Here is a 17522-nt window from a genome sequence, read left to right on the forward strand (position 1 = left end):
AATTGGAGCCTTTGTTTATCTCAGTTAGCGATTTATTTTGAGGGACGTTTAGACAGCGTGCTCGATATTTAAGAATTTAAGCTGACACAGAATTTTGAACGCCCCCTCTTGGTTATTTTATCTATGGGAAAAAACAAAAAGCTATTGTTCCATTTTGTATTGGTTTATCTCTGTTTGTTTTTCCTTATTTTATGTCGAGTGTAGCCATGCTTATTATTGTCGGTATTATTTTGGTAGCCATTCCATATTTCATTAAAATTTAGCTGTATTTCATCATTAGTTACACTGAAATACTTGGCAGTTTAATTAACAAATATTACAATACATTTAGACTTCATTCATAACCGTTTTTTTGCAATAAATTTTCAGCATTAACAACATACCATTTATAAATGGGTATCAATCATAAAATTATTATCAGTTTTTGATTCTTACCATTCACATTCTAACTTAACAATAAATTTTCTCACTAAACCACACTGATATTTTATCGTGATTAATTAATTTGGAGTAATTTTTATATGATCGATCTTCTCGCTGTATTTATTACCTTTTTTGCTGTTGTAGATCCCATTGGTACTGTACCCGTATTTATTGCGGTAACAGATAAATATGATCAAAAAACAAAACGCCGTATTGCTTTCTTATCAACGGTTGTATCTATGTGTGTATTATTATTTTTTATGGCGGTAGGAGAAATAGTATTACAGGCTTTATCTATTCCTCTTCCTGCGTTTCAAATATCAGGAGGGATAATATTATTTTTATTCGCGCTTAGTATGATATTTGGCGATAGTAAACCAGAGCAAGAAATTAAACTACTAGGACGATCTCATCATGAAACCGCTATTTTCCCTTTAGCTGTTCCTTCAATTGCAAGCCCCGGGGCAATGCTAGCAGCCGTTCTGTTAACAAAAAATTCGGTTTATAGTATTTGGGAACAAGTGCAAACAGCATTAGTAATGATGTCGGTTTTAGTTTTGGTATACGTATTGATGTTACTTGCTGGTTTTATTAATCGTTTTATTGGTGATAGCGGTGCAAGTGTTATTAGCAGAGTTATGGGATTAATTCTTTCATCGGTTGCAACCACTAATGTACTTGCAGGATTAAGCGAATACTATAAGCATTTATAAAACATAGATAACAAAGTTACCCTAGCTGAACTATTGTTAGGGTAACTTGTAGCTATTACACTCTCAAAAATTATAGCTTGCTAAGCTACCTCTTAAATTTCCTTCGACAATTCATTTAAACATACTGAAGCGATAAAACCAGAACGTGTTTTATGCTGAGGTGATTTACTTACCCGATCATCTATTTTCTTAATAAGTAATTCAGGAAGGGTAACATTAATTTTCTGACTTTTTCCTAAGTACGGAACAATATCGATTTCTATAATTGCCCAAATTACATTTTCATTTTGTTTTAAATGGTGATCAATTAACTTGGCATTGGGTATTGCTTCACCGTACTCAGCTAAAATTTCAAGATGATCACCTACTACTTTTTTTAACTTCGTTAAGCCTTCATCAATCGTTTCTGCTTTAACTTTACATCCTGGTAAATCAACCACTGATAAAGAGTAGTTCGGCATATTTTCTTTAGTAATTGAAACAGGGTATTTCATGTTATTTCCTTAAAACTTTCAATACAAAAAGTATAACTCTGACAACCCTAAAATAACACACCGCGATAACCCTGGCAACCCTTAATAATAATATCATTACAACTCCAGCAACCCTAATCACCATTAAAAATAAGACTCTAATAACTCCTTACGTGGTAAAGTGAACATTCACTTAGCACTTGAATCAATAAAAATAGAGTAAACACCTTTTAATTAAAGGGTTGTCGGGGTTGTTGTTCTCATGTGAGAAAAATAATATTTATGTTAATAACATTGAATAGAGAGGTAAATGAAGGCGGTATATTTGAATAAAACAAGGCTAGCTGAAACACTAGCCTTTACAGGTGGATATATAAAAACTGACTTTAAATAACTCCTCTTTCTACTTGATCACGTTCAATAGATTCAAACAATGCTTTAAAATTACCTTCGCCAAAACCGTCATCTTGCTTGCGTTGTATAAACTCGAAAAATACAGGGCCAACCACGGTCTCAGAAAATATTTGTAAAAGTAGTTTAGGTCCATCAGTTGTTGTACCGTCTAATAAAATACCACGGGTTTGTAATTCACTAACATTTTCACCATGACCGGGTAAACGTTCTTCTAGCATATCGTAATAAGTTTGTGGTGGAGCTTTCATTAAAGGAACTCCACGTTCTTTTAATCGATCTAAACACGCCGGTAAATCGTCACAAGAAAAGGCTATATGTTGAATACCTTCACCGTTATATTTCATTAAAAATTCTTCAATTTGCCCAATACCTTGGCTCGCTTCTTCATTTAACGGAATACGAATTAAACCATCTGGAGCTGTTAAGGCTTTTGAAAATAATCCTGTATATTCTCCTTTTATATCGAAATAACGTATTTCTCTAAAGTTAAATAATCGTTCATAAAAGTCAGCCCAAAAGTTCATACGACCACGATAAACATTATGAGTTAAATGATCGATTACGTTAAAGCCACATCCCTTAGGGTGTTTATCAACACCTTCTTCGTAAATGAAATCTATATCGTATATTGATGAGCCATCTTCATATCTATCAATTAAATACAGTGGTGCACCACCAATACCTTTAATTGCAGGTAAACGCAATTCCATTGGTCCGGTTGGAATTTCTACGGGTTGAGCACCTAAAGCTAAAGCTCTTTCATACGCTTTTTGTGCATTTTTAACTCGAAATGCCATACCGCAAGCACTAGGACCGTGTTCAGAAGCAAAATAACCACCCACACTTTTAGGTTCTTTATTCAGAATTAAATTAATACCGCCTTGACGATATAGATCTACATTTTTTGAACGATGCGTAGCTATTTTACTAAAACCTAACATATCAAAAACAGGTTCTAAAATACCTGGAGTAGGTGATGCAAACTCAATAAATTCAAAACCATCTAACCCCATAGGGTTTTCAAATAAATCGGCCATGTGTACCTCTATTTTTATTAATGTTTAATATCTGGTTATGTTTTAAACAACATAACTCAATGCATGTAAATACGTTATAGATCGAAATTATATAAGTTACCGATGCATGTCAATTTATACAGATAGTTAACTTTATTTATGATTTTATCGTTATAAAACAAATAATTATTAATGTTTGGCAAGGTTTTGAATTGAAGTGTAAATGTATAAGAACAAAGGCTGTAAATGATTAATAAGCAATATAAGAAAATGACATTTTTTGATAAGTTATTATTCAATATTTTATTGTTTAATAACCTAACACTTGATTATTTAATCATTAATAATCAAGTGCTTATAGAGTATTGTGTGAGATGATAGAATATTATTATGTGTAAACATATCTACACACCGAACCTTATGACTTTTAAAATGATAAAACTTAACTATCTTATGTAAGTCTTTATTTTTATTATGTAATAAAAATATTTAGATAGGATGTAATCTAGAATGCTGTTTTTAAATATTTCATTTAAACTAAAAAATAGTTAATTAACTTTGCGTTTTTTACCACTTTCAGCTCGTAATTTGTTCTCACTTTGAACATATACAGTATCTGTTGTTGCCATACTGGCATGACCAAGATCTTCAGAAACATCTTTAAGAGGGCGACCACGTTCTATTTCCATGCTTGCGCCGGTATGTCTGAGCCAATGTGTTGAAGCTTCTTTTAATTTTAAGGCTTTATCTTCACCTACGTGTTGTTTCATAGTTAAGTAAGCACGATCAAAAACCGTTTGTACTAAGCGTCTTAAGTGTCTTGATGTCATTCCACCTTGACCTCTTATTTTTTCAACTAACACGGTGTTTTCACTGCTCGTAGGTAAACTTGATAAACCTCTTGATGCGCGATAGCGTTTTAAAAAAGGGAGAAAATCTACGGGTACTGTTGTATCTCGTAATTTACGGCCTTTACCAAATACTTTTAACCACCAGTTATCATCTTCATCTTGCCAGAAATGCCCCATAATGGGCGACCAAGCAGGGCGCTCCGATAATTCTGATATACGTAAAAACAAGGTTTTCAATGAGGCGATTACGAATAAGCTACGTTCAAAGGTTTCATCTTCGTTAGCCATATCAATTGCTGTATCTAATACATATTGCCATTGTACTGAGCTTAATCGTTTAACTTCTTTTACCTGTGCGTCGGTAATAAAATGTCTACAATCTTTTTTTGCTATTTGTGCAGGATTCCCCAAACAATATTCTTCAGCCATTAAGTAGTTATAAAACACAATAATTGCAGTAAATGATGAGGTTAAGGTTTGCTGAGATGGACGATATTTTTTCTTATCGATAACTGTTTGGTTTTTCTGGCTTTTAGGGATTTGAATTTTATAAGGCGCCCAAAGTTCATTCGCTGAAGAGTAGCCGTTCGATAACTTAAAGCGTTCTTGGTTCGATGTACCGATCCATGTAACTGGCGGCTGCCAACAAAAATCAGCATATTCTAAAATATCTGTTTTACGTAACTGATCAATAGGCATTTTTTTAATAATAAACGACCATAATAAAAAACGTTCTACTTCATTTCTAAAACGATCATAGGTATGAATAGATTTATTTCTCCCAGTGTATTCTAAAAAAGACTGCCCCCATTTAAAATGCTCTAACCACCAATCAGGTTCTGATGAAAATATTGTATCGAGTTCAGGATAATCTTCAAAATCGAATTCAAGTAAATCGATATACGATGGATATAATGGTATAGGCTTTGTTAATGGCATTTTAAATTTTAGCGAGTTTATCTGAGCATAAGCTAGTTTAATTTGTTAAAAACACTATGTCCAATACTAGTTTTTAAATTGATGAGTAAAGGCGGCAGGGGTCTTTAATATTTATTAAAACCAGTCGTCATTCTCTTCAAATACGTGAATGAGTTGTTGTTTTAACTTATTAATATTAATGTCTTTTTGAGCATAACAAATAAGATAAACCGGATATGAAAATTGTGGTGAATTAGGTGTTAACTCAATAAGTCCTTGCTCTAAATATCGATTAATGACACGTGTTCTAAAATAACCACTTCCGCCAGACTTTAACATAACCTGTAAAGCGACAGGCCCTAAACTGATTGATATATTACTACGAGCTAATTCTGGTAGAGCATTATCATGTAGTCTTCGGTATTCGTCTCCCCAATCTATATACATGTAGGGTTCGCTATTATTTTTGGCTTGAACGCGTATTAATTTTTCATCTAATAAATGTTCTACAATAATATGCGAACTATATTCTGGTTGATGAACTAATGCGGCATCTAATCCGCCTGATCTTACTTTTTCACATAACTGTTTACTGTCACCAACTTCAAGGTTTAATGCAAGTTCAGGATTGTTTTTATTAATTTGAACAAGCCATTTGGCGGCTATAGGGTTCCAGAGTGTTAAATCAACACCTATAGCAAGGCTGTCTTTAGATACAAGTGGTAATGGTAAATCTCTTTTTGCTGCATGCCATGTTTGAACAATTTGTGTTGCGTATGATTTAAAGTGCTCGCCATCTTTTGTTAATTTAGCTCCGCTTTTATTTCTGATAAATAAAGCGCAGTTAAGTTCGTTTTCTAATGATTTTATACGTGCAGTAACTGTTGTTTGAGTTACATTAAGTTCAATAGCGGATGCACCAAAAGTACCCGTATTACAAATTGAAAGAAACGTTTTAGCCGCAATATAATCCATAAAACTTCCGTTAATATCGATATAACCAATAATAAACCTAAATATTATTCATTATACACATATATTTTTCTTAGATACTATCTTTGCTCCAAAATCGTGCCACTCCATGATCGATGGTGGTGCGTTTTTTAAGTCAATTAAATAGGGCTATATTAATGTTCAATCCGTCTATACCTACTCTGTTACGTTTTGCTAATGTAATGATTGCTTTAACTCTTATAATTACGCTAAGTGCTATAGCACTGGTTTATGGTATGGACGAAAAACTCACAATAGTGGAACAAATAGCAGGGCACATAACAATAATGATTATGCCCGCTTTATTTAAACTCTCTTATGTTCTTCGGTTATTCACGCTGAAAGAGTTGGGTTTAAAAGAATGAGAAATAACTCTATTGTTAAGGAATGTAGGTTATATCTAGGGTTACCAACAACAAAAACACCATTCAAAGATATTATTTTAGGCTCGTTAACCTCATTAATCGCAATAATATCTGTGATTTATTTTTCTCAATTATGTTTAAATTATATCAATGTAACAGAACAGGTTTCTTATAATACTTATGTATTAATATCGATTGCGGCAACATCTGTACTTGTTTTTGCTATACCACATGGTGCGCTTTCTCAGCCATGGCAAGTGCTTGCAGGGAATGTGGTTAGTGCTTTACTAGGAGTTTTATCTTGGAAATATTTGGGTAGTAATGTAATCGTAGCCGCGGCTTTTGCTGTTGCTTTAGCTATTTTAGCAATGTCATATTTAAGATGTATTCATCCACCTGGTGGCGCAACGGCATTAGGCGCAGTTTTAGGTGGAGATGCTATTCACGAATTAGGCTTTAATTATATATTAGTTCCTACATTACTTAACTCAGTGATTATTATTTTAGCGGGCATTATTCTTAATTATCCATTTCGTTGGAGACGTTATCCATCCCATAGTTATTTTAAAACTCACTCAGAAGGAAAAATTTCTCCTGGTGATCGAGAAAACGAAATTACCATTGAAGACTTTATGAAGTCGATCAGCGAGCACGGTTCTTATATTGATATAACAGATGAAGCTTGGGTTGAGATTTTTGAAAATGCTAAGCGTCATGCAGAATTAGACATCGAACATCCAACGGAAATTGCAGCAGGCTTTGCATACAGTAATGGTAAAATTGGTAACAAATGGGAGATCAGACAAATATCAGCTATTAATAAACAAAGCGTTAAGTTTACCGTGTTAGCTGGAATTAATTCAGGATCATTTGGACAATGTACCGTTAACGAATTTGTCAGTTGGGCTAAGTTCGAAGTTGACCAAAATACATTTGGTGTTTGGGCTCGAACCTCTGAATATACTTAGAGGCTTTTAATCATTGATTGTTTGAATTTTAACCCCATTTCAATAAGAGACTAATTCAAGTCTCAATTAATGAGAGCAACATGATGCCAAAAAATAAACTTTGGGGCGATCAAACTAAGTTATCACTACAGTTTTTTAAAATAGGCCATCACCAATTTTCTACAGAATTTATTAATAAATTTTTTAGCATTCAAGATCCTATTGGAATAGGCATAATTGCAGGGCTTGTTTTAGGTAAATTTATCGATATTTCAGGCGGTTGTTGGCTTGCCTTAAAATCATGTTAAGCGACCTGTTTAAAAGAAATTACAAAGATAAAGTATAAATAACTTGGCATGCATCTTCAGGATCTTTTTTGGTTGTCATGCCAAGAGAATTAGCTAATTTTTGCATTCTATTATTACTGTTTAGATCAATAGAGAACAGGCGTTTTACTTTGTTCTTTCGAGCGTGATCTGACAAGGTATTAATTAAAAGAGTCGCAACAGACTCATACGGGACATCATCAGCTATTGTTAATGCCATTTCGCGTTCATCTAGATTGGCACCAGTATTATAGCGACATACCCCAATTTCCTTTTCTTTACCCTTATATTGAACCGTGGCGATGTATGCCATTGTATTAACGTAGTCGATATTACATAAGGTTTTTAACATATTGGGTGACAACTCTTTTATCCCTTCAAAAAAACGCTCATGTTTAGTTTCTAATGATAGCTGCCGTACAAATTCAGCTTCAATTTCTTCGTCATCTGCAGTTATTGGGCGGACGCTAATCGCCAATTCTTCGAGTGTCACATGTATGTGATCACTGGTGATATTTTTTGTCATAACGTATCCCTTTTATAGTAGCTTTTATGTAACAGTAGTAGGGATACCTTATTAGATTTTAGTTTGCAGACATTGACCTAGATCAATCAGGTTAGTAGTAGCGAGTTACTTTAATAGTATATCTAACTGCTAAGTCGTACAGTGTAATTATATACCCGTTACCAATCGATATACGTATTTCATAATGCATTTTGAATGATAACGAGAAAAAGTATGAAATAACGTATTAGGTGAAAAATGTTTGAAGTATTTACGGATTTAGCCACATGGTTAGTTGTGGATGTAACGATTGAAATTTACGGAGCCAAAATTAGTTGACCACTACAATAGATACTAAAAATATCATCATATTCTAAAAGAGAATTTTTCTTCCTTAATTAAAAGTTACTTTTTTAGATTAAAGCTTAAATCAAAACGTTCAGCATCATTCATAAATCATTCAAAGATTTGATCTGGCTTATTCATTTCTTACAATTATAATGAATTCTATTATCAGTTGGGCTAAGTTAAAAGTTGATCAAAATACATTTGGTGCTTAGGAGTTTAGACACGCACAGCTGAATATACTTTAAATAACTATTGATGATCGATCATAAAAAATATTTAGCTTTAGCTGTTATTAATATTCATTTGTAATTTATAAGCATGTGCATAATAACAATAAGCTGGCCAGGTACTTTAAAAGTTATATTCATTAATTGAATATAACTAAACTTTACATAATGCGGGTAAATTGAGGCTAAGCACTTATTAAAAGCGCCAAACACACTAAGTCCGATACTGAACAGTATCGGACTTAGTGGTGTATGTGAAATACATAACACTTCTATTGGTACTTTTATCTGTTTAAACTAATTCAAATATCCCATACTTTTATGTTATTTAGGTTTTATCCAGTGGATTGCATCTATCATATTGTCGAAGTATTTAACTTCTCCTGACATAAACCAAGATCCAACTTTAGCTGTTATTTGCTGCCAGTTTTTATTTCCATAAATCGCTATTTTATTAAATTCATTATTATGTTTAAGTCCAAGTTTTAAATCATCCCATGCAGCTCTTAATTCCCATCCTTCTAATTCTGTTCCATCAATTAACACATCTACCTTTGGTTCCTTAACTTCTGCTAAAGCTGAATCAATTATAGGTGTTATAATTTCATAATCAGCATGCGTAAGTTTGCCAACTGCTTTTAATGAGAGAAAAAACTCATTATCAACTCTTTCTATTCCTATAGATAAACCGTGTTTTACTGTTTTCATTTTACGCTCCATATTTTCTACTTACTTATTTGTTAACAGATAATCCGTTGTTTTTAATAGCCATAATATTGATAATCTGTATGTCTATATGGTATTAACTCATGATGTGATTCTAAAAATGTCACTAAATTTACTAATTCAGTTACCGTCATTACATCATTAAAATTCGTCATTTTTGATTTACCATTAATAGTCACCTCATCACGTGGATAACCTCTCGCTATTTTATGTGATGGATTAATAATGCTTGTTACCAACTCAGCATACGTTTTTACTTTTGTTGATTTTCCTCCTAAAACAACGTTTAAATCAGGGTTATTTATTCCTTCTTCAGGGGAAATGCCTTTAATTTGATGACAAGCTAAACACTGATATTTAACCAATACAGCCTTACCTTTGTTAATATCTCCCTTAGGGAAACTAAAGCCTCTAGGTGATTCAGGACCTAAATCGCAACTTATAAGGCTAATACTGATTAAAGATATACTTAAAAAGAGTAATAAATATTTCATATCGATACCTATATAGTTAATTAAAGTAAAAAGATATTTACTCGTTAAAATCATTGATTGAATACGTTAACGTGTTATTAACTTTAATTGATTTATAAGTTTAATAGTTATTTTTGTGAACAAAAAATGAGCTAGATCAATTTATTATTGAATATTTTAGAAAGGCTTTTGATGAGGTTAAATATATTGTGGTGGGAGTTTGAACTTTTGTTTAATTTAAAATAAAACGTATAAAAGTAAAGTTTATACGTTTGTATATTCACATTCTTAAATTTCTTCAGTTAATGATAATAAGCCGTTTTCATCTACAACAGCTAAATAAGATTTACCAAAATCGCCCTTACATAGATCAATATTGTTATTTGCAATTTTTAATTCTGTACACTTTTCAACACTAAAAAAATCAGAGACTTCTCCTTTTTTAGTAACACGAGTATTTGTTGTATTTCCATTTACATAGATGGGATATTGGCCATCACTAAATACTCTAACACGATATAATCCCTCCATATTTGAAGTTTCTTTTTCAAAAATAGACAGTTCATAATCATTATTATCTAACCAGGCAACAGTCCAATAATTACGTTTATCTCTTAACGTTTTCTTAATACTTGTATAATGACTACGTGTATTTGTATCTTCTACGGCTATTTGGCTTTGTTTAAAACCAAACCAAGTGTGTTTAATTTCACCGCTTGCAGTCTCTTTTAGTAAGCTTATAACTCTATGTTTATTATTATAAACGTCTCCTGAAGCACCATTTTCTTTAATAAAAAATGTTGCTTGCTCATCTAACGCATTTATATAGCTGATTTTTGAGTCGTTATAGGTAATAGCTTCATCGTTACAGCCACTGATAATTGAGGACGTCGCTAATATTGATGCTAAAACTAGATTTTTTTTCAACTTGTCCATTTGATGATCTCTTAATGTATTAAAACAGTATGTTCACACACTGATGAGTGATAATTATTTAAAAGAGTATCCAAAATAGTTACTTATTTGTCTGTTTATAAATTGTAGTCAACTGTAAGTTTTTGTAGGTATTTATAACTAAACTTACAGTATGCGATCTAAAGTTGTTATTTGGGTAATTCCAAAACATAAGCAGGATCTAAACGTACACCAAACCAGTTAATGCGCCAGTCGAGATGTGGCCCCGTAGCTCTACCGCTTGAACCTACACTGGCGATAACTTGACCTTGTTTAACTACATCTCCGGTTTTTACTTTGGATGCACTTAAATGTAAAAATGTTGAAGTAACGCCATGGCCATGGTCGATGATCATCGTTCCACCAGAATAAAACATATCTGGCTCAAATAATAAAATTTCACCATCAGCCGGTGCTTTTACAGGATCACCTGTTTTACCTGCATAATCTAAACCGAAGTGCGGACGTTTTTTCTCACCATTAAATACGCGTTGGCTGCCATATACACCGGTAATTTTTCCATCGATAGGCGCAATAAAACCATGAGCAAAAGCTGTGCGATCACTTAAAGTTGTTCTAGCCTTGGCAATTTGTGCATTGTCTTTTTGTGAACGAGAAACAGCAACAGGGTTGGGTTTCATTATGCTTTGCTTAATGCCGTTAATGCGTTGAATATTATATTCACGCTTTTGCGGCGTTAAGGTTTGCTTTTCTATAACACCTGACTTATTGGTAACGCTAATGGTATGCGGCTTAACTTCGTCACGGCCAAAACCAAAAGCAAAGTCACCATTTTTAGAAACAGTTAAAACTTTATCATTTAATTTAACGATATTATCTGGGTCTGTTTTTCCAACAATCAAAGCGCCCTGCTTTAAATTGCTTGATAAGCTAAATGATTGCGCTGCATTTGCGACTTGTGTTGTAAGCAAGGTAAATGATGCAAACAAACAGGTGCTAACAATGCCTTGTGTAAATATATTTGAATTAGTCATAAGCTATCGCTCCTTTCGCTACACCTTCGTAAGCAATAACTTTTATTGAATCATTAGGATATGACTTTTTAAGTTGTCTGCAAATAAAGTCTGCAAGTAACTCAACAGTAGAATCGCAATCAACCACATCTAATACATTAGTTGGTACCGCAATATCAAAACGACCTTGAGGTGCAATATAAGAAAAATACTGATGCTCATCTGTTAACGTTGAATGTGCTGATTTTGATAATTGAATGTCTGACTTTTCAATACGATCAGCTTCAGAGGCTATATAAATATCTGCCCAGCGATCACACCATTGTTTTTCAAGCGTAAAATCGCGCTGTTCATTTTTAAACAATTGAATTTTAGAACGATGACCATGAGCAATGCGCTGACAATTACCATCATGCAATTTTAAACCGTGGGTATAATGGTAATAATCAGTATCTATATTTTCTTCACGTAAAACTAAGCTTAGGCCTTTTACGTTTTCGGGAAGTTCTGCTTTAATGATTTTTGTTAAATAATCAGTTACTGAAGATATGTTTATTGTTTCAGCGGCTATTTTAGCAAACGCTTGTGCAGGCGATTGTAAAAAATACGAACCGCGTTTACTTATAACATCCACATACTCGCTGTCTGGCTGAGTTGTAGAGTTCTCTACAGAAACCATGCTGTTATTAATAGGTAATAGTAATTTATGATCAACGGCGTTATCTATAATCGACTTTATTTGTTTTTTTACTACGCTAAAGTCGAGCACCATGCTCATTTCGTTGAGTTCACCTTCAAGTAACACATCAACTATCCAACTCTCACCGACAATTCCGCGTTGTTCACAACAATAAGAAAAATCGATAACCGTAAGATCATTAACAAATAATTGCATTAAAAGCTCCCTATTCGCTTACTTGCCAGTTTATAACTTCACTTGCTCTAACAGGAACAACAACATCATCACCAAATGCCATAGTAGCTGGAACATCCCATTCTTTTTTGGTTAATGTAATTTTGTCTTCATTGGCAGGTAAATTATAAAATGCAGGGCCATTTAAACTTGCGAATAACTCAAGTTTATCTAATGCGTTTTCTTGTTCAAACACTTCAGCGTATAACTCAATAGCAGCATGCGCTGTATAAGAGCCAGCACAACCACACGCAGATTCTTTAGCATGTTGTGGATGTGGCGCAGAATCCGTACCTAAAAAGAATTTAGCACTACCACTTGTTGCGGCTTTTATTAACGCATTTTGATGAATATTGCGTTTTAAAATAGGTAAGCAGAAAAAGTGGGGTCTTATACCGCCTACTAGCATGTGGTTACGGTTATATAATAAATGGTGTGCGGTAATAGTAGCCGCAACATTTGGTCCTGCTTGTTCAACAAAATCTACGGCTTGTTTTGTTGTTATGTGTTCTAACACTACGTTTAAGTTTGGATATTTAGCTACAAGTGGTTTTAATATGGTGTCGATAAATACCGCTTCGCGATCAAAAATATCAATATCCGCAGTGGTAACTTCACCATGTATAAGTAAAGGCATTTCGTGTTTTTGCATGGCTTCAATAACTGATGCGATATTGTCTACACTGGTAACACCTGAAGACGAGTTAGTGGTTGCCCCTGCAGGATATAATTTTGCCGCAACAACAATCCCTGAGTTTTTCGCGTCTTCAATATCTTGTGCTGTAGTTTGATCGGTAAGGTATAAAACCATTAACGGTTTGAAGTTTGCTGAAGGATTAACGGCCATAATACGTTGATAATAATCGTCAGCTAATTTTGCATTAGTTACCGGAGGAACTAAATTTGGCATAACCACTGCGCGGCCAAAATAACGACTAATATCGGTAACGGTATTTTTTAATGCTGCGCCATCTCTAAGGTGAACATGCCAATCGTCTGGGCGAGTTATTGTTAATGTATTCATAATAATCCTAAAATATTGTATTCATAACGAGAGTTATTGTAAGTCTCGTTGTTTAATTCGTATTTGTTAACGCGAGTTTTTTGCTTTAGCCACCCATCAATATAAATAATATATATTAGTTACTTAGCGATTACGCGTTACTTCAATTATTCATTTTCATCGTTGAAAGGGTTATTACTCTTAGCTTCGTTTTCTAATAAAGCGAGTAATTGTGCTTTCAAATTTGGTGGTACTTTATAAATGGTTAAACTGTCGTTTCCTGCGTTGTAAACAACATCTTGTCCTAAGTGACCGCGTTCAAAACTTACGCTAATACCACTACCGTAACCTGAATATTTAGTTACTTTATTTACTATTGCTTGGTCATGAGGGAAGTTTTCTTCAATCGGGTAAGCTTGTTCTTGGCAAAAAGAATAAAAGTCTTGTCCTGATTCTTCATGCTTTAATACTTTACCTATTTCTTTAATCGATACATCTTGGTCAGTTGCTTTTTGTTCTTTACAGTAACTGAGTAATTCTTTGCGTGCGTCTTGTTTTTCTTGTGGGTCGAGTTGATTAACCGAAACATAATCTTCAACCGCTTGTACTAAGGTTTGAGTTTGTTCTTTTGAATTTATACCTTCTTCACAACCTAAAAAGTCTAAAAAGAAGTCTGATACTTTACGCCCAGCTCTACCTTTTATAAAAGAGATATAGCGATGACCTTCAGCGTTTTGCTGATAATCAAACAAATCGATACGTGCAGCTAGTTGTAATTTATTAGTATCAAGATGTTTATCTGCGGAAATATTCTGTTCACCGTCTACAGAATAATGTTCAGACATAGGAATAATAGCAGCAAGTAAATAACGTCCGCCCATGTATTCGTAATGACAAACAATTAAATAGCCTGTTTCAGCAAGATCGTATTTTTCAATTTCATTTTTTAATAAGTTGGCTGCTTGTGTACTAAAGTCGTAAAAAGACTGAACGTCACCTAAGTAGCTTTCCATTATATCAACGAAACGAGCAGTATCGCCTTCGGCAGGCATTGACGAAAAATTACCGTAAGCTTTACTGCCTTTATTGTTGTAAATTTTATGAAGTGAATCTACAAAACTTTCTATTTTGTGATCTGCTTCGCTGTTTTCTGGTCCAAAACGAAGTGTTACTTCACCTGTTTCTTCAATTTTTGATAAAAAATGCAGTGCAATATTAGAAATTATTAAACTCATAGGTAATGGTCAGTTTTATATTGTTTGGGCATTTGATAAACTAGCCGCAGTTAATCATTTGCAAAATTAAGTATTAAAGATGCCTATTGTATCCAAGTATTCAAACGAACGTGTAGAAAAAATCATTCAAAATCTATTTGATGTCCTAATTAATGAAGAAGCAACTCCTGATTTAGCACTTATGTGTTTAGGAAATACCCTTACTGAAATTATCAATAAACAAGTGCCTGAAAGTAAACGTGAAGCTGTTGTTGCTAACTTTACACAAGCGCTAAAGCAAACCGTTGAACAACAAAATAAACAATCAAATTAATTTTAACAACAAAATCAGAGAATAAATATAACCAATGGTTTCATTTGAGTCTAAATCATACAGTAAACGTCTTTTACATTTAATTAGTTGGAGCCATTGGTTTACTTTTTTTAACGTTTTTCTCGCAATATTATTATCGTCATTTTATGTATTTGGTGAAAAAACACCGGATACGGTGATCGGACACTTATACCTATATACCACATGGGCAAGCCATATGGGTTTTTTAACCTTTATGGGGTTTGTGTTAATTATATTCCCGATCATATTAATTTATCCCAAAACGCAGTTTATTAGAGTAACCGCGTCACTCATTTTCACAGGAGCATTATTTCTCTTATTATTAGATGCTTTTGTTTTTATACGTTTGGGTTATCACTTAAATGCCTCTTCAAGTGATCAAATTATTCTACTTATCAGCAATATGATTGCTCATAACAGCTTGAAATTTTGGGTTATATCAGGCTCTGTTGCTTTGCTACTTTTAAGCATAGAACTTACTTTAAGTAATTACGCCTGGAAACACTTAAAAGAGTTACAACGTGTACCTTATGCAAAGTATGTAGTGCATGTTTTAGTTGCATCGTTTTTTATTAGCCATTTTACGCATATTTGGGCTGATGCTAAATGGAATTATGATGTGTTGAAACAAGATACCGTTTTACCGCTTTCGTATCCGTCTACCGCTAAAACATTGTTAACCAAATACGAATTATTTGATGCTGAAAACTACGTTGAAAATAAAGAAAGTGCTTTATCGTTAAAGCACAAAGTAAGCGAATATCCAAGATTAACGCAACAATGTATTGTTAATGAAAAACCTAAGCAATCAGTCTTTATGGTATTAACTCAGTCTATGTTAACGGATAATCAAATAGCGGGGTTTTCTTTAAAATCTATAAGTTCAAATGTTAACTTAACAAGGCATATAGATAACGCGTTACCTGTAAACTCTTGGTTTAACTTATTTTATAGCTTACCCACTATTTATAAAAATGATATTTTATCTCAAGATATAAAACCGTTATTATTTCAAGAAATAGAGCGTAGAGGCTTATCGTCAGATCTTACCGTTGTATCTAATAGCCAATCAACTATTGATACATTATGGTTTAAAGAGTGGTTTGATAATACTTATGAGTTAACAGGTGTATCGTCACTTATATTTAGCTCTAATGAAAAAAGTTTTACAGAAAAACTTAATCAATTAAATGCTGGTTTACATGTGTTTTATTTTGACGATAAAAGTACGGCTCAAGCTGAATTATTTATAGATGCCCTACTATTGTCTCAACGTCAAAAAAACACGAAAGACATTGTTTTTGTCAGTTCAATTGGTAATAAAAATATTCAAGACAGTTTATCTATTAAGCCCTCTTTATTAGTAATACCTGAAAGAAATAGTGATAAATTAAAGCGCTTAACCAGCCATATGGATATTCAGCCAACTTTATTAAGTGAGTGGTTAACCTGTAAAGCTAGCGCTCAAAAAGTTGTTAATGGACAAAACATACTTACGGTGAAGTCGAACCGTGTTATCGCTAATACGATAGAGTCAGGCATTATTGTTTTTAATAAAGACAAATCAGTATTTATTGATAAAAATGGCGAATTTCAAAGTTATTCAAGACAACTTCAAACACCTATATCTGTAAATGCAGATTTTCCGTTAATGATTGATGGTGTTAATTTTATTAAGCGCTTTAATAAACCTTTAGCCGAAACGGATTAATTCATAAGCAATAATTCGATATAATTTATGGGTTAGCATATTATTTAGCCAGTTGAAACTATATGTCTTTAATTTACATTGCATTCGTTTTATAAATCATTAATATGTACGCAGCAAACAGTTAGCCCTCATATGTTTGCTTATTCGGGGTGTAGCGCAGCTTGGTAGCGCGTGCGTCTGGGGGACGTGAGGTCACAAGTTCGAATCTTGTCACTCCGACCATACAAAAATAAAGCCGCTTAAAATATAATTTTAAGCGGCTTTATTGTTTCTAGTACAACTCATCTTATTAAGATGGGTTTGCTATCAAACCTTGGTAAGTTCTTGCTGCGCAAACTCCATACTTGGATCGTCTTCAGACAGTTGTTCTTCTTTGTCTTGCTGTAGTATGCGTAATATTCTTGCTAAATACTCTTGAGTTGTAATACTACGAGCAGCAACTTCAGCGGCATCGGGCTTATAGTTTTCAACTTCAGCACGCGTTAAAATACCCTTTTCTTCCAGTAAACATTCAAGTGTTGCGATACGCTCTTTAGCAACTGAAAGCTCCATTGCTACTGCCATAGTAATCGACATAACTTGTTCTGTTTGTTTGTCGTTTAAAAAGTAAGGGCGATTGCCTTTAGCTTTTGTTCCGGCTAAATCTATTTTGTTAATATCAGTCATCATAGTTCCTAATC

At 33.5% G+C, this 17522-nt stretch carries 19 protein-coding genes and 1 tRNA gene; 7 read left to right on the top strand and 13 right to left on the bottom strand.

The window, feature by feature from the left end; translation table 11 throughout:
• Positions 1 to 521 precede the first annotated feature (521 nt).
• Positions 522 to 1136, top strand: coding sequence for a MarC family protein (locus B0X80_RS18360; protein ID WP_077342959.1), 615 nt, complete (start codon positions 522 to 524; stop codon positions 1134 to 1136).
• A gap of 92 nt (positions 1137 to 1228) precedes the next feature.
• Here the strand turns inward: B0X80_RS18360 and B0X80_RS18365 are convergent, their stop codons facing one another.
• The 4 genes from B0X80_RS18365 to B0X80_RS18380 all read right to left on the bottom strand — a co-directional run bounded on the left by B0X80_RS18365 (position 1229) and on the right by B0X80_RS18380 (position 5783).
• Entirely contained in the window at positions 1229 to 1630 is a 402-nt protein-coding gene (locus tag B0X80_RS18365; RefSeq protein WP_077342961.1) for a type II toxin-antitoxin system HicB family antitoxin, read from the bottom strand.
• A 365-nt stretch (positions 1631 to 1995) separates the two neighbouring features.
• Positions 1996 to 3060, bottom strand: coding sequence for a 4-hydroxyphenylpyruvate dioxygenase (gene hppD / locus B0X80_RS18370; protein ID WP_077342963.1), 1065 nt, complete (start codon positions 3058 to 3060; stop codon positions 1996 to 1998).
• Between the two features lie 527 nt (positions 3061 to 3587).
• Positions 3588 to 4829 carry a tyrosine-type recombinase/integrase gene (locus tag B0X80_RS18375; RefSeq protein ID WP_077342965.1) on the bottom strand — a complete coding sequence of 414 codons (1242 nt, stop codon included), beginning with the start codon at positions 4827 to 4829 and terminating at the stop codon, positions 3588 to 3590.
• Between the two features lie 114 nt (positions 4830 to 4943).
• Positions 4944 to 5783 (bottom strand): LysR family transcriptional regulator, encoded by an 840-nt coding sequence (locus tag B0X80_RS18380; RefSeq protein WP_077342967.1) that lies wholly within the window; start codon positions 5781 to 5783, stop codon positions 4944 to 4946.
• Between the two features lie 155 nt (positions 5784 to 5938).
• On the opposite strand from B0X80_RS18380, the gene B0X80_RS18385 reads away from it, so the two are divergent.
• The 3 genes from B0X80_RS18385 to B0X80_RS20480 all read left to right on the top strand — a co-directional run bounded on the left by B0X80_RS18385 (position 5939) and on the right by B0X80_RS20480 (position 7421).
• A complete protein-coding gene (locus B0X80_RS18385) occupies positions 5939 to 6166 on the top strand; it encodes a hypothetical protein (protein ID WP_076420739.1) in 228 nt (75 codons plus the stop codon).
• Entirely contained in the window at positions 6163 to 7134 is a 972-nt protein-coding gene (locus B0X80_RS18390) for an HPP family protein (RefSeq protein WP_077342969.1), read from the top strand. The genes B0X80_RS18385 and B0X80_RS18390 overlap by 4 nt, the downstream gene beginning before the upstream one ends.
• A gap of 80 nt (positions 7135 to 7214) precedes the next feature.
• Positions 7215 to 7421 carry a hypothetical protein gene (locus B0X80_RS20480; protein WP_077342971.1) on the top strand — a complete coding sequence of 69 codons (207 nt, stop codon included), beginning with the start codon at positions 7215 to 7217 and terminating at the stop codon, positions 7419 to 7421.
• 19 nt (positions 7422 to 7440) lie between these two features.
• On the opposite strand, the gene B0X80_RS18400 is transcribed toward B0X80_RS20480, so the two are convergent.
• The 8 genes from B0X80_RS18400 to yejK form a co-directional block, all read right to left on the bottom strand.
• Positions 7441 to 7965 (bottom strand): GNAT family N-acetyltransferase, encoded by a 525-nt coding sequence (locus tag B0X80_RS18400; protein WP_077342973.1) that lies wholly within the window; start codon positions 7963 to 7965, stop codon positions 7441 to 7443.
• 878 nt (positions 7966 to 8843) lie between these two features.
• Positions 8844 to 9227, bottom strand: a complete 384-nt coding sequence (locus tag B0X80_RS18405; protein WP_077342975.1) for a SpoIIAA family protein — start codon at positions 9225 to 9227, stop codon at positions 8844 to 8846.
• Between the two features lie 53 nt (positions 9228 to 9280).
• Entirely contained in the window at positions 9281 to 9739 is a 459-nt protein-coding gene (locus B0X80_RS18410; RefSeq protein ID WP_077342977.1) for a c-type cytochrome, read from the bottom strand.
• A 267-nt stretch (positions 9740 to 10006) separates the two neighbouring features.
• A complete protein-coding gene (locus B0X80_RS18415) occupies positions 10007 to 10654 on the bottom strand; it encodes a hypothetical protein (protein WP_077342979.1) in 648 nt (215 codons plus the stop codon).
• Between the two features lie 167 nt (positions 10655 to 10821).
• Complete coding sequence (locus B0X80_RS18420; protein WP_077342981.1) at positions 10822 to 11667, bottom strand: M23 family metallopeptidase; 846 nt, start codon at positions 11665 to 11667, stop codon at positions 10822 to 10824.
• Positions 11660 to 12541 (bottom strand): 6-pyruvoyl trahydropterin synthase family protein, encoded by an 882-nt coding sequence (locus B0X80_RS18425; RefSeq protein ID WP_077342983.1) that lies wholly within the window; start codon positions 12539 to 12541, stop codon positions 11660 to 11662. Before B0X80_RS18425 ends, B0X80_RS18420 begins: the two co-directional genes overlap by 8 nt.
• A 10-nt stretch (positions 12542 to 12551) precedes the next feature.
• Positions 12552 to 13583, bottom strand: coding sequence for a dihydroorotase (gene pyrC / locus B0X80_RS18430; RefSeq protein ID WP_077342985.1), 1032 nt, complete (start codon positions 13581 to 13583; stop codon positions 12552 to 12554).
• A gap of 146 nt (positions 13584 to 13729) precedes the next feature.
• A complete protein-coding gene (gene yejK, locus B0X80_RS18435) occupies positions 13730 to 14797 on the bottom strand; it encodes a nucleoid-associated protein YejK (RefSeq protein WP_077342987.1) in 1068 nt (355 codons plus the stop codon).
• A gap of 79 nt (positions 14798 to 14876) precedes the next feature.
• Between yejK and B0X80_RS18440 the strand changes: the two genes are divergently transcribed.
• The 3 genes from B0X80_RS18440 to B0X80_RS18450 all read left to right on the top strand — a co-directional run bounded on the left by B0X80_RS18440 (position 14877) and on the right by B0X80_RS18450 (position 17064).
• Positions 14877 to 15110 carry a YejL family protein gene (locus tag B0X80_RS18440; RefSeq protein ID WP_076420755.1) on the top strand — a complete coding sequence of 78 codons (234 nt, stop codon included), beginning with the start codon at positions 14877 to 14879 and terminating at the stop codon, positions 15108 to 15110.
• Positions 15111 to 15144: 34 nt separating this feature from the next.
• Positions 15145 to 16842 (top strand): DUF3413 domain-containing protein, encoded by a 1698-nt coding sequence (locus B0X80_RS18445; RefSeq protein ID WP_077342989.1) that lies wholly within the window; start codon positions 15145 to 15147, stop codon positions 16840 to 16842.
• Between the two features lie 145 nt (positions 16843 to 16987).
• A tRNA-Pro gene (locus tag B0X80_RS18450) sits at positions 16988 to 17064 on the top strand.
• Positions 17065 to 17148: 84 nt separating this feature from the next.
• On the opposite strand, the gene B0X80_RS18455 is transcribed toward B0X80_RS18450, so the two are convergent.
• Entirely contained in the window at positions 17149 to 17511 is a 363-nt protein-coding gene (locus B0X80_RS18455; protein WP_077342991.1) for a hypothetical protein, read from the bottom strand.
• Positions 17512 to 17522 lie beyond the last annotated feature (11 nt).

Source organism: Pseudocolwellia agarivorans, from assembly GCF_002000085.1.
GTDB lineage: Bacteria > Pseudomonadota > Gammaproteobacteria > Enterobacterales > Alteromonadaceae > Pseudocolwellia > Pseudocolwellia agarivorans.